Here is a 14,260-nt window from a genome sequence, read left to right as displayed (position 1 = left end):
AAAAAGGTCCGATTTTCAAGCAAATTTTCTAATGAAAATGGCTTAAAATCGGACCTTTTTTTGGGACTAAAAACAGTTGTTTTTTGCCTCTATTTTTGCCTCTATTTTTGCTTCTTATTTGGGATTAATTTGTAGTCAATAATTCACCATAAATGTAATTATCACCCAAAATAAAATCACTGCTTCCCTTCTTCATTTTTGCTTTTTTAAGGACAACGGTATGTTTGAAACCAGCTCCCAAAGTAGCAGTTGTTACCTCTACAATTCCGCTTTCGTTTGCCACTCCAGCCACTGCAATCCATTCTTCACTTACTGCAGGAGTAGCCGGAAAAGTAGTGTTGCAAAAATAAGCACCCGTAAGTAAACCGGAGAATAATCGATACGTAAGTTTGTTTTTTGTGTCACTGATTAATCCGGTTCTTGGAGCGTTTAGCGGTGTCGCTTCATTAACAATTAAAGCGGGATCAATGTCTAAAATAAGTGCTTCACTACTATTGTAATCATACAATTGTTTTGAAGAACTGCATTGTTCAAGCGTTTTATTGAATGCAAAAGGTAAAGGAGTAGCACTAATTATATAGTCCCCAAAAGGGAATGTTTCGTAAACTTGTGTTCCGTTACTTTTTACAAATGTGATGTTTTTAAAGGTAATATTATGATTGTAACCTGTAATTTTAGTACTGTTATCAGTAGTATTTGTAGTTTTGATAGCGGTAGTATTTATAACTATTTTTCCACCTGAAGTAGTCCATTGATCCATAACAATTGGCGTTGCCGGCGGAATGGTTTCGCAAATGGTTGAGGAAGTTACGGCGCCATTGTAAAAGCGATATAGCACACGATTTGAAGTATTAATGTCTAATTCCTGCGATATAGTTTCAGTAGGGAAAGTAAATCCCAGAACTTCAAGAATAAGGGCTTCGCTATCTTTTAGTTTGTAGATAATATCATTTGTAGTACAATTTTGTGCGGCAACATCTTCAAAACTAATGTCTTCTTGAATCAAATCTCCATCATCACAACCGTTTAACAGTAACGCAAAAACCAGTAGGCTTACAACTCTTTTCATTTTTATAATATTTGTAACAAAAATAGAATTTTTAATTTGTTCCAATTGCATTCCCCTTTAAAAATAGATTATTTAACAGGATATTGGGTTTTTAAATTTCAAATAGTGAGAGCAATACAATAGCATGTGCTTTATTGTATTGCTGCTATTGGATGAATTCAAAGCGAATAGAAATCATTATCTTTGCGCAAATTTTACACTATAATGAGACCTAACAAATATTATTTAGCTGCTTTCTCTGCCTTTTTTATCTGGGGTTTTTTTAGTTTAGCGTTAAAACCATTACATAATTATCCTTCTTTAGACATTTTATTTTACCGTGTTTTTTTTAGTGTTGCGCTGATGGTAATTATTAATGTCGTTTTTCGACGCAATATCATGCTGCAAAATTGGAATCATTTCAAATCGATGACAGCAAAACAAAAGCAAAGTGTTATCTCGTTGACACTTGGCGGCGGCGTATTTCTATCCTCAAACTGGTTTGTTTTTATTTATGTGATGAATCACGTTAGTGTAAAAGCGGCTTCATTAGCGTATATGATTTGCCCAATTTTAACGACCATACTGGCTTTTTTTATATTAAAAGAGAAACTGAGTAAATGGCAATGGGTTGCCGTTTTGATAAGTGCCTTTAGTTGTATTTTATTGTCATTGAATCATTTTGAAGACATTTTTTACAGCCTTATTACGGCAGCCACGTATGCAATGTATTTAGTGAGTCAACGAAAAAATAGTGAATTGGATAAATTCCTTGTTTTGACAATTCAATTAGTTTTTACTGCAATAATTCTGCTTCCTTTTTATCCCAATTATAGCGGAGATTTGCCCACAGAACCCTTATTTTATGGATGTTTACTGGTAATCGTAGTCTTTTTTACGATTATTCCGTTGTTTTTAAACTTGTACGCATTAAAAGGAATTAATTCGTCTGCAGTTGGGATTATGATTTATATTAATCCGATTATTGGGTTTTTATTAGCGATATTTTATTATGATGAAAACGTTAGTTCACTTCAGTTATTTTCCTATTTCCTGATTATGATTTCGATAGTTGTTTTTAATGAAAAGCTTATTTTTTCTAGAAAATCGAAAAGTATTCCAGCAGAAATAGAGGGTTTAAAATAATTTATAATTTTCAAAAAATGAAAAAAGTATATCTCGATAACGCTTCTACAACCGCTATTCGTACCGAAGTAATCCAGGAAATGACCAAAGTAATGACGGAAGATTATGGGAATCCATCGTCAACGCATAGTTTGGGTCGTGCCGCCAAAAGTATATTGGAACTTTCTAGAAAATCGATTGCCAAGAATCTAAATGCGACTGCACAGGAAATTATCTTTACATCTTGTGGTACCGAAGCTAACAATTGGATTCTTCGTTCTGCGGTCAAAGATTTACAGGTAAAACGAATTATTACTAGTAAAATAGAGCATCATGCGGTTTTATACACGGCTCTGGTTTTAGAAAAAGAGTACGATATTCAAATTGATTATGTGAATGTGAAACCAAATGGAGAAATCGATATAACCCATTTAGTAGAGTTGCTTTCGCAGGAAACCCACATCAAAAAAGAATTTTCTTCCGATGAAATAAAAAAGTGGGTTCCTGACAACCAAAACTTAAATGCTTTTTCGGAAGAAAAGAAAACATTGGTCAGCCTGATGCACGTGAATAATGAAACGGGGAATGTTCTGGATTTGGAACGAATAGGTCGCATTTGTCAAGAACATAATGTTTTATTTCATTCGGATACGGTACAATCCATTGGAAAAGCAACGATTGATTTGCAAACGATTCCTGTTGATTTTATTGTGGCAAGTGCCCATAAATTTCATGGACCTAAAGGCGTTGGTTTTGCTTTTATTCGAAAAAATTCAGGGTTGCAACCCTTGTTTTTTGGTGGCGAACAGGAAAAAGGATTGCGCGCCGGAACCGAAGCATTGCACCAAATCGCTGGTATGGCAAAAGCATTGGACGTTTCCTATACCAACTTAGAAACTGAACAAAAGCATATTGCGGAGTTGAAAAGTTATTTGATTGACCAACTCAAAATTGAATTTCCGGAATTTAAAATCAATGGAAATCCGGATGGTTTTTATACCGTTTTGAATGTTTTATTGCCTTTTGCAGCAGCAAAAACAGCGATGATATTATTCCATTTGGACATGAAAGGAATTGCAGTTTCCCGCGGAAGCGCCTGTCAGTCAGGAAGTGTAAAGCCTTCGCATGTTTTAGCAGAAATGCTTTCTGAAGAAGATTTGAAGAAACCGAGTTTGCGTATATCGTTCAGTCATTTCAATACAAAAGAGGATATTGATTTACTTATTGAAGCGTTGAAAAGTATCTAAAAAAGAATAATCATAATGAATGTTAATTTATATACGGATAAATTAGATTAGTGAAAATGATACGTTTAATTTTAGGTATATTTTTCCATTATTAGTCGGGCTTTAAAATAGCATAAAGTCGATTCAGCTCCTTGATTGATGTTAATATGTTTGTCTTCCAGTCCATCATAGGACGCTCCGTTTTCTGGATTGTACATGATTTGTTTCAAATGATTATTTCCTAAAAACCAGATGAAAGCCAGTTTAAGTTGGTCTTTGTATTTTTTATTTCGGGTAACTTCATAGAATAAATCCAATGCAATAATGGTAGTTGCCACTTCTATAGGTTGTTCTCCGTAGAAAATCCTTTCATTTTCTTTCTTAAACCAACCTCTGTTTGAGATTACTTTCAATTGTCCTTTCATAAAATAATGAGAAAGCAGAAAATCAAATGTGATTGCCGCAATTTTTTTGTACTTAGGATTTTTGGTTACTAAATAACTGTACATCATCGCTTCTGGCAAAACGTTATTGGCATAGGTCATATAATCCTCGTACCAGCACCAATTTTCGGCTGAATTGATATTATAATGGCGCAAAAGTTCATCGGCAAGTTTCTCTATATGGGTCTTTATCTCTTCGTCTTTATAAATAGAATGATATAAATATAGGCCTTTCAACGCATACGCAATTGCTCTTGGAGATTTAATATCATCAATTCTTTTGATGGCTTTATCCCAACATTTTACCGCTTGGCAAATCATTTCTAAGGGTAAAGTGTCCCTGTGGGAAATTACGGTTCCTAAACTCCATAATGCTCTGCCGTTAGCATCTTCAAGATTTACTTCTTTGTTTTGTTTGGTTAATTGATGGTCAAAATCTTTGTAGTTGTCAAACCAACCGTTGTTTTGCTGGATGCCTTCTATGAAATTCAGATATGTATTGGCTAGTTTTAAGGTGTTTTTATCCGGAAAAGCTTTATTATACAGAACCATATTGATCAATGCTCTGGCATTATCATCTAATGTGTAACCTGATTCAGGATCGGGCTGGCTGAATTTTGAAAACTGAAGTATTCCAAAATCAGTAGTGAGTTTCTTGATATGGTCTAGTTTTATAGGAGGAAAATTGAACCTTAAATCTTCTTCTCGATTGGTTAATTGGTCAAAAAGCAATCGATATTGAATAGCAATATTTTCCCAGTTAGTGGCGTGTGACAACGAAAAGGCATTTTTGCCCATCGCTATTCGTTCTTCTTTATTTTCAATCAAGTATACTATTGCGTTTTTGAATTCTTCTGAGCTTTCAAAACTATTCAAAAGTATTCCGTTGCCATTTACCAATTCTTCAACGGCGTGCGGAATTGGAGTAGAAACTACAGTGCAACCGCAACTCATGGCATAAGCAAATGTCCCGCTTACGGCTTGATTAGGGTCTTTGGAAGAGAATAAATAAATGTCTGATAAAGTTAAATATTCCAGTAATTGCGACAATTGCAGGTATTCATTAATGAAAATGACATTGTTTTCCAGATGAAGTTCTTGTACAATATTGATAAGACTGTTTCGGTACATTTCTCCGTCTTGACGGATTATTTCAGGATGTGTTTTTCCAATCACCAAAAAAACTACTTCGGGATTTTTTTTAACAATTTCAGGTAACGCTTGTAATACGGTTTCAATACCTTTATTTTGGCTGATTAAACCAAATGTAGCCATCACTATTTTATCCGAGAAACCATAAGTGTTCTTTAAAATGTTTTTTTGTTCCCATAATACATTGTGATTGCCATGCGGAATTACAATAGTTTTGGTTTTTTCAACACTGTAATTAGTAGTCAAAATTGTCTGTGAGTTTTTAGTGAGCACAATGATACGATCAGATAAATCAGCTATTGCATGAACTATTTTCTTTCTTTTTTCATCCGGATTGGGTAGCACGGTATGAAAAACAGTAACAATTGGTTTGTTTAAAGCTAATATAAAAGAGAGTATATGATCCCCATATTCTCCCCTGAATAAACCAAATTCATGTTGAATGCACACAAGTCCTATATCGTTTCGTTCATTTATTTTTTCGGCAACCATTCGGTAATGTTCCAATGAATCAACGGGTAAAATAAAGCTTACTTCATTACTATATTCAAAGTGTTGCTCACTATTTTGCAAAGCGCATACTTCAACCGGCAATGTATCTCCAAAAACAATTTTCACTGCATTGACAATATCATTTGAAAAAGTTGCTATACCACATTCTCTTGGTGGATACGAACTTACAAGTAACATTTTTATTCCTTTTTGGAGTTTCATGGCGCTTTTTCTACGATTGCTGTCTCAATTCAAGTAGCAATTCATTAATGTCTAATTTTGCTACGGCAACATGCTTATCCGCTACACCATAATAGAGGTAAAGGTCATTCCCAAATAAAGCATGACCGGTTGGGAATACTATGTTTCTTACTTCGCCTTCTATTTCCCATTCCTTGGTAGGGGAAAATAGGGGATAAAGTAATCTGGAAATTTCAATTTCGGGTTTGTCTAATTGCAGTAATGCGGCTTTGGCATGATATATTTTTCCTGTTGTAGTTTCCTGAACACCATGATAGATTATCAACCAGCCAAATTCAGTTTCTATAGGCGGTCCGCCGGCACCAATGTAGTTTACCTCAAAGATATCTTTTGGATCAAGTACGATATGATTGACAAGATTTTTAAGATAATCTTCCCAAAAAGATTCGGTTAAATCCTTCCAATCATCAAATTGCACAATCTGAATTCCAGGCCAAATGCGGTGCAATAACACAAATTTTCCGTTTATTTTCCTTGGAAATAAAACCACATCTTTATCTCTGAGTAATCTGTGTTCATCTTCAACTAATCCTATTTGAGCAAAAAGGTTATAGTATTGATGGTATTTTGGATTTAACTTGTTTTTATTGATGTCACAAAAAGTTACAAAATTTTCATATTCTTGGTAATTTACATGCGGAGTTATGATTCCATGTTTCTCAAAATGAATCAAATCCTTTGACGTAGCTAGTGCTCCCATTGCATTGACGCCATCATAAGCAGTATAGGTGATATAATAAGTATCCTCAATTTTTACAATTCGGGGATCTTCTACGCCGTGTTTTTCGTAATCAAAATCACGGGTTATCAATGGTTTTTCATGCCTTTCCGTTACTTTAAGTGGGCCATCCATTTTTGCATAACCTATGGTTGAAAAATTTCCGTGTTCTACCGCTCGGTATAAAATATGAATGGTATTTCCATCCTGATAGATACCGGGATTGAATACACCGTTATTTTCAAATGTATTGTCAGTAGGACTTAGAATTATTCCTAATTTCTCTATTGTAACCATGATTCCATCTTTTTTGCTGTTCAATATTTTTTATCCACTTCTTCTTTCTTTGGTTCTTTATTTCTTGCTTTTTCCTGTTTTTTAAAATAACCCCGAAATAAAAAATTGTGTTTCAAGGCTTCCATATTTTCATTCAAACGCAAACTCGCTTCGTTAATATTTGTCATCGTAGAGTCTATTTTTCGAACTAATGCCGGATTATTCGACAAGTAATTTATAGCTCCTTTTCCATCTTTAATGTTTGCAATTGTCGCATTGAGATTGGTTACTACTTTGTTTATTTCAGTGCTGGATTTGTCTAAATTGCGAACGACTGCTTTCATATCATTGGCAACAGCCGTATCTTTCAAAAAGCCTATCACATTATCTTTGTTTTCTAAAGAAGAAATGAGTCGGTTTAATTTTGTCACAGATTCGGAAGTTCCTTTTCCGGTAATTTTTAAGTACAGCATGGTTTCTTTCAGGTTATTGGCTACAGTGGAATCTTTAATCAACAAACCCACCGTTCCTTTGCCTTGATTGATTTCCTGCGTAATTTTTAGTAAATCAGCCGTAAGAAGCGCTGCATTTTTATTGGTCACACCAAGGGTATTCAGTAAATCATCAGTACGGATTCGGCTTAAGGATTTAATCTCATCGCCGGGACTCACAGCGACTTCCATCCCTTTACCGGGAATAATATTTATAATCATATTACCTACTAAACCATCAGAGCCAATCGTGGCAATTGCATTTTTTCTGATGTGGGGAAAAATGGTTTTATCTATGAGCATATCGACTTTAATGGTGGAGTCATTGATCATTTCCATTCCGCGTACAGTGCCTACATTTATTCCTGAATACCGTACATTATTGCCTAATTGTAAGCCGCTTACATTGTTGAAAACCGCTTTAAGATGATTGGTTTTTCCAAACATTTTTTGCTTATCGCCAATGAAATACACTGCTAGTACAAATAGCGTTAATCCGATGATTACAAAAAGTCCAAGGCGCAGTTTTTGTGATGTCGTTTTTTCCATATGTATTCTTATTTAAAGAAAGCTTGTACTTTAGGATCTGTTGAGGTTGATAATTCCTCAAAAGTTCCTTCGATATAATTGATACCGTCAACTAATAAAATCATTCGGTTCGAAATCACTCTGGCGCAATCCACATCGTGTGTTATGATAATTGCCGAAGTGTTGTATTTTTTTTGGATAGACATCATTAGCAGCAAAATTTCCTTTGCCGTAATAGGATCTAATCCAGTAGTTGGTTCATCATAAAGAATTATTCTTGGCTGCAGAATTAAAGTTCTGGCCAAAGCGATTCTTCGTTTCATTCCTCCCGAAAGCTCTTCGGGCATTAAATTTATGGTATGAGCCAGCCCCACATTTTCTAAAGCTTCCATAACCAGTGGCGTGGTATCGGTTATTTTTCCAAATTTTTTTTTGTGACGGCGCAAAGGAAATTCTAAATTTTCCCTGACGGTCATTGAGTCATAGAGTGCGCTTCCCTGAAAAAGAAAACCTACTTCTGTCCGAAGGTCATCCAGTTCTTCCCGGCTGAGTTCGCTAATATCCTTTCCCATTATTACTACAGTTCCACTGTCATGTTCTTCTAATCCAATAAGGCATTTTATCATAACAGATTTTCCTGAACCTGATTTTCCCATGATAACCAGATTTTCTCCTTCATTCAAAACCATATTAAAACCATCCAAAACATGATTATCACCATAGCTTTTTTTTAAGTCTTTGATTTCTATTATGGCCTTTTGATTTGGTATAGATGTATTCATAATCAGTTATAAATCATAAAAAATATCAGTGATAAAAACAGCAATAAAATCAATAATAAACAATAACATCGAGGTAAAAACCACCGCAGAATTAGCAGCTAAACCGACACCTGCAGTTCCTTTTTTACAATAATATCCTTTAAAACAACCCACTAACCCGATGGCAAAACCAAAAAAGAATGTTTTTATGGTTGCCGGTATTAAATCCCCAAATTCCAATGCATCAAAAACCTGATTGTAATACAATAAAAAAGAAACATTCCCTTTTATGTTTTCTACTAAAAATGAACCAAAAATGGCAATGGCATCTCCAAAAAAAACCAAAATAGGAAGCATGAAAGTAGTTGCTAATATGCGGGTTACCACTAAATATTTGAAAGGATTTGTACCGGAAACTTCCATGGCGTCAATTTGCTCTGTAACTCTCATAGAACCTAATTCAGCACCAATACCGGAACCAATACGACCAGCACAAATTAAAGCGGTAATGATGGGGCCAATTTCTCTGATAAGCGAAATACTCACCATGGACGGCATCCAGGAAACGGCTCCGAATTCCTGCAATGTGGGTCGTGACTGTAAAGTGAATACTAAACCAATGATAAATCCTGTAACTGCAACAAGCAACAAGGAACGATTTCCCATATAAAAGCATTGTCTAAGGAACTCTTTGAATTCCGAAGGGCTTTTAAAAGCTTCTTTAAAAAAACGCCCGGCAAAATAAGAGAGCTCGCCAACTTCAAGTAAAAAAGTTTTAAACAATTCGATTATTTTAAAAATACTATTCATTAGCAAATGAATTAATTTTTAATAAAAAAAGTTATTCAAATATACAATTATTTACCTGATTATCAGTATTTAATGGTGTTCTTTGGTTGTTTTTTTGAGAAATTATAAAAACAAACGCCATTCAAATTTTGAATGGCGTTTGTTGAACATTTTATAAAAAACTATGTTTATTCCTTCTCACTTTTTGTATCCATCATTTCCATTAGTTTCATTCCAAGAAGACCGCTGATTGGTCCATCAGAGCCATTATTTCCAGAGATTAAAACATCAGGAATTACTTTGATTTTTCCTTTGCCAATCTCCTCCGTTATTTTGTATTTCGTGAAGTTATCACCACCCATTGCAGAAACTTGTAATTGATAGGCTTCTGCAGTTGATTTACCAATAGCCATAATTTTTTCAGCTTCGGCAAGACCCGTTTTAGAAATTCTTTCAGCTTCGGCACTTGCAGTTAGTTTTGTCGCTTCTGCTTGTGCTCCAGCTCTTGCTTTAGTAGCTTCCGCTTCGGCATTGGCACGCATTTTTGTAGCTTCTGCCTCTGCATTTACATTTAATTTTAAACTGGTTGCATCTCCTTCTGCTTTTTTAACTGTTGCATCAGCAGTACGTTGGGCAATTTCAACACTTTGAGATGCTTTTACGATTTCTTTTTGCATATCCGCAATAGCGGTTTCTTTTTCCATTCCCTGACGTTGTTCCTGAGCCATTCTTTGTGTCTGATAGGTTTTTTGCTCTTCTTCGGCAATCTTCCTGTCAGTCAGAGTTTTCATTAAGGATTCTGGAGGTACAATATCTCCTATTAGTGTGTCAACTGCATTTACATTGTATTCATCAAGAACCACTTTGATATGATTTTTAGCAGATTCCTGACGTTCTTTTCTTGTTGATAAAAAGGATATTACATCACTTTCCTGAGCAGAGTTTCTAAAATAATTCCCAATTGTTGGTTCCAAAACCTGTGAAACAAGATTATTCATACTCCCAAAACGGGCAATTACTTTTGGAGCTTCATTCGCGGGAACATGAATAATTTGGGACACATCCAGATTAAAAGGGAAACCATCTTTTGAACGAACCGTAATTGTGGATAAATTTTGGTCTAAATTATGGGATTCACTGCGTGCATCTGCCCAGTTCAATACTAGATTTGTTGTAGGAACAGGCTCTAATTTAGTAGTGTATTTATTTAAGGCATATTTTCCGGGACCTAGCGGCTCCATCCATACACCACGTTGCCCTTTTGAAACAATATTTCCATGTTTGAAAGTATCACCTGTTACATCTTGTCCGTCTTCGCCAATATAAGAGATCACAACCCCAACATACCCTATAGGCACATCTGTCATAGGAGTTTGCTCTATTTGTATCGCCCAAGTATTGATATAATAGGATCCGGCAAGCATAACCTGTGGTTGCAATCCACGATTTCCGCCATTTTTTAGAAATTGATCAAAATCTTGAAAGTTATTATGATTTTCAACAAATTTACCTGCAATTTGACCAATAGGAATTGGCTCACCATCCATAGCAGTTACAATTCCGACCATATTCTCTGAAATCACAATTTGAGGAGACATTACCACTTCAAATAAAAAGGTATTAATCCTGTAAGATCCTGTAGTTATAAAGGCGGATTGACGTCCTTTTTGCCCGCCATTATTCAGAAATAAGGTAGCGTCCTGAAAATTGTCGGAGTTCACTTTTTGTGCCAAAATTCTACCCGTTGGTATTTCGGCACCATCTTTACTTAAAAGCAAACCAATATTACCTTCAGGAATAATGGTAAATGGAGCCATTTCAACAGAAAATTGCCAAGGCCACATGGCCCAATATAACCCTGGAGCAAGTGTTTTTGCCTGAAAACCAGCTTCCCCTTTGGTAGCTATAATTCTACCGTCTGGTAAGGATTTTTCGGATCCAAAGAGGACAAATTTCTTGGTCACTAAACCAATTTTATCTTCAGGAACGATTACCATTCCGAAGAAAACACGTAAAACGAATTTGTAAAGAATCAGGCATATAATCAATACCAGTACCCACCAATAATTTGTAATTGTTGTCATATTATATAAATTAGAATTGTAAAATTAAGGCAATTTTTAGTGTTAATTCTAAAAATTAGAATAATTAACGTTTGAATAATCTTACTAAATTTATATAAAAAAATATGGCTTTTAACACTGTAAACAGGCTCTTTAAGACCCGATTAATTTTGATTCAATCAAAAGTTGGCATTTTGAATATTAACATTTTTTGCAGTGTTTTTTTGCTCATAAATTATTTTAAAACAGAACATGGAAGTCAATAACTCGTCTGTTTTTAATCCATTTCTCTATTTCTCCGGCCCAAAATACAATGCTAGATATCGCTAAGGTGAGTCCCAATTCATATAAAGATAAAGGTTGGGTCTTAAAAATTTCGTTAAAGAAAGGCATGTAAATAATCATGAATTGAAGGACAATGGTTATAAATAGGGCACCAACCATAGGTTTGTTAGAAAAAAAACCAATTTTGAATATAGATTCACGCCCGGAACGAATGACCATTACATGTCCCAACTGGCTAAAACAAAGCACCGTAAAAGCCATCGTTTGCCAATGTGTATTGGCGTTATATATCGCGTAAGCTTGCATTCCTATGGTGACGCAGCCCATTAAAAAACCAATCCATAAAATGTGTAAAGCCATCCCGTTTGAAAAAATATTTTTCTTCGGATTCCTGGGGGAACGTTTCATGATATTTGCTTCAGATGGTTCTGAGGCTAGTGCTAATCCGGGTAAACCATCCGTTACCAGATTAATCCAAAGGATGTGAATTGCCAATAGCGGAATTGGTAACCCAAAAAATGGAGCTAAAAAAATCGCCCATATTTCGCCTGAGTTTCCTGTCATAATGTATTTGATAAATTTTAGGATGTTATCAAATATTTTTCTGCCGTGTTTAACGGCAATAATGATGGTAGCAAAATTATCATCCAATAAAATCATGTGCGAGGCTTCTTTAGAAACTTCGGTTCCGTTGATTCCCATAGCAATACCAATATCAGCATTTTTTAGTGCCGGAGCATCATTCACACCATCGCCAGTCATTGCCACAAAATGATTTTTGGATTGTAAAGCATTAATGATTCTTAGTTTCTGTTCTGGATTTACACGGGCATACACTTTTACCTTTTCTACAATTTGGATAAACTCACTCTGTGTTAATGCAGTTAGTTCTGAACCTGTTAAAACTAGGTCGTCATCCGTGACAATAATGCCTAGCTTTTCGGCAATTGCTTTGGCGGTCAGCTTGTGGTCACCCGTAATCATTACCGGAATAATACCGGCTTCCTTACATTCAGAAACTGCTTGTTTTGCTTCTTCTCGTGGTGGATCAATCATGCCTACAAACCCAATAAGTGTTAACTCATTTTCTATCAAATTAGTATCTGAAGTATCCGGTAAGGACGAAAGTGTTTTCATTGCGTACCCTAAAACCCGATATCCTTTTTCGGCCATTTCGTTGACTTTACGTTCAAATTCAGGAATAAGTGATTTTTGATTGTCATTCAGTTTGTGAAACAATACATCGACAGCCCCTTTTGTAATCACGATGATTTCACCATTAGAATTTTGGGTTTGATGCATTGTAGTCATGCATTTTCTTTTAGAATCGAAAGGCAATTCTCCAATTCGAGGTAATTTTTGTTCTAAATCAGAGCGATTCAAATTTTTATCGGATGCATATTGTACCAATGCCAACTCTGTTGAATCGCCCAACCATTTTTCGTTTTCATCTTTTGTAACATCATTATTTAAAGCGATAGCGTGCAGCAATATGTTTTTTTCTTTAAAAAATGGCTCATACTCTGTATCCGATGTTTCAAAAATTTCCTGTACAGTCATTTTATTCAACGTAAGAGTTCCCGTTTTATCAGAACAGATGTAAGTGACGGAACCCAAAGTTTCCACAGCCGGTAATTTTCGAATAAGGGCATTGCTTTTAGCTAATTTTTTAGCACCAAAGGCAAGTGCAATCGTAACTAATGCAGGTAAAGCTTCAGGAATTGCGGCAACAGCGAGTGAAATAGAAGTAATCAACATGGTCAAAACAGATTCTCCCCGCAACCATCCGATTAAGAAAATTATAGCGCAGATAATAAGTATAATCACTGATAATCGTTTGCCAAAAGCTGCTAACCTTTTTTGTAAAGGCGTAGAGGTTTCATCGGTTTGGATCATTTTTGCGATGTGTCCAAGTTCAGTATGCATTCCAGTTGCTGTAACGTAAGCCAGCGCTCGTCCGTTAGTCACAAATGTTCCTTTGTATCCCATATTGGTTTGGTCACCAAGCGCATAATTTCCTTCGGGAAGTTCCTCAGGATTTTTTTCTACATTGTTTGATTCGCCCGTAAGTGCTGATTCATCGACTTTTATCTGATGGGTTTCAAAAAAACGGACATCAGCAGGAATAACATTTCCCGCTTCAAGTACCACTACATCACCAGGGACAATATCCGATGCAGGAAGGTCGATTGTTTTTCCTTCACGTAAAATACGGGCATGGTTTGCGACCATATTCTTTAATGCTTCCATTGCTTTTTCAGCCCGATATTCTTGGATAAATCCCACGACAGCATTTATAATAATGATGGCAAGAATAATTATTGTATCCGTAACATCACCTATTATGCCTGAGATAATTGCCGCAGCGATAAGGATGAGAATCATGAAATCAGATAACTGAGAAAGTACCATCTGTAGAATTGTCTTCTTCTTTTTATCTTCAATTTGATTTTTCCCATGTTCGCACAAGCGTTCTGATGCCGTAATATCATCAATACCGGATGGAGTTGTATTTAGCAACTGTGTTATTTCTGATAACGGTAGTAAATGCCAGTTCATATTTTTTACTTTTTATATTCAGTAAAAAGAATATTGGGATTAT

Annotated in this window: 10 protein-coding genes; 2 read left to right on the top strand and 8 right to left on the bottom strand. The window is 35.4% G+C overall.

Annotated features, from left to right (window positions below):
* Positions 1-124 precede the first annotated feature (124 nt).
* Entirely contained in the window at positions 125-1,069 is a 945-nt protein-coding gene (locus tag C8C87_RS10020) for a hypothetical protein (RefSeq protein WP_147402368.1), read from the bottom strand.
* A 204-nt stretch (positions 1,070-1,273) separates the two neighbouring features.
* Here C8C87_RS10020 and C8C87_RS10015 point away from each other — a divergent pair, with 204 nt between their 5' ends.
* Both C8C87_RS10015 and C8C87_RS10010 read left to right on the top strand, forming a co-directional pair.
* Entirely contained in the window at positions 1,274-2,194 is a 921-nt protein-coding gene (locus tag C8C87_RS10015; RefSeq protein WP_121342505.1) for an EamA family transporter, read from the top strand.
* 17 nt (positions 2,195-2,211) lie between these two features.
* Positions 2,212-3,420 (top strand): cysteine desulfurase family protein, encoded by a 1,209-nt coding sequence (locus C8C87_RS10010; RefSeq protein WP_121342504.1) that lies wholly within the window; start codon positions 2,212-2,214, stop codon positions 3,418-3,420.
* 71 nt (positions 3,421-3,491) lie between these two features.
* Here the strand turns inward: C8C87_RS10010 and C8C87_RS10005 are convergent, their stop codons facing one another.
* The 7 genes from C8C87_RS10005 to C8C87_RS09975 form a co-directional block, all read right to left on the bottom strand.
* Positions 3,492-5,708, bottom strand: a complete 2,217-nt coding sequence (locus C8C87_RS10005; RefSeq protein ID WP_121342503.1) for a glycosyltransferase — start codon at positions 5,706-5,708, stop codon at positions 3,492-3,494.
* A gap of 10 nt (positions 5,709-5,718) precedes the next feature.
* Positions 5,719-6,762 carry a pesticidal protein Cry7Aa gene (locus C8C87_RS10000; protein WP_121342502.1) on the bottom strand — a complete coding sequence of 348 codons (1,044 nt, stop codon included), beginning with the start codon at positions 6,760-6,762 and terminating at the stop codon, positions 5,719-5,721.
* A 20-nt stretch (positions 6,763-6,782) separates the two neighbouring features.
* A complete protein-coding gene (locus C8C87_RS09995) occupies positions 6,783-7,781 on the bottom strand; it encodes an MlaD family protein (protein WP_121342501.1) in 999 nt (332 codons plus the stop codon).
* An 8-nt stretch (positions 7,782-7,789) separates the two neighbouring features.
* Entirely contained in the window at positions 7,790-8,542 is a 753-nt protein-coding gene (locus C8C87_RS09990; RefSeq protein WP_121342500.1) for an ABC transporter ATP-binding protein, read from the bottom strand.
* Positions 8,543-8,548: 6 nt separating this feature from the next.
* A complete protein-coding gene (locus tag C8C87_RS09985; protein WP_099714819.1) occupies positions 8,549-9,331 on the bottom strand; it encodes an ABC transporter permease in 783 nt (260 codons plus the stop codon).
* A gap of 167 nt (positions 9,332-9,498) precedes the next feature.
* Positions 9,499-11,394 carry an SPFH domain-containing protein gene (locus tag C8C87_RS09980; protein WP_099714820.1) on the bottom strand — a complete coding sequence of 632 codons (1,896 nt, stop codon included), beginning with the start codon at positions 11,392-11,394 and terminating at the stop codon, positions 9,499-9,501.
* 219 nt (positions 11,395-11,613) lie between these two features.
* Positions 11,614-14,217 carry a cation-translocating P-type ATPase gene (locus C8C87_RS09975; RefSeq protein WP_121342499.1) on the bottom strand — a complete coding sequence of 868 codons (2,604 nt, stop codon included), beginning with the start codon at positions 14,215-14,217 and terminating at the stop codon, positions 11,614-11,616.
* Between the last annotated feature and the right edge of the window lie 43 nt (positions 14,218-14,260).

The sequence above is a fragment of the Flavobacterium sp. 120 genome, from assembly GCF_003633605.1.
Classification (GTDB): Bacteria; Bacteroidota; Bacteroidia; order Flavobacteriales; family Flavobacteriaceae; genus Flavobacterium; species Flavobacterium algoritolerans.
Note: the sequence above shows the minus strand (reverse complement) of the source record. Positions and strands in the feature narration are given on the sequence as shown.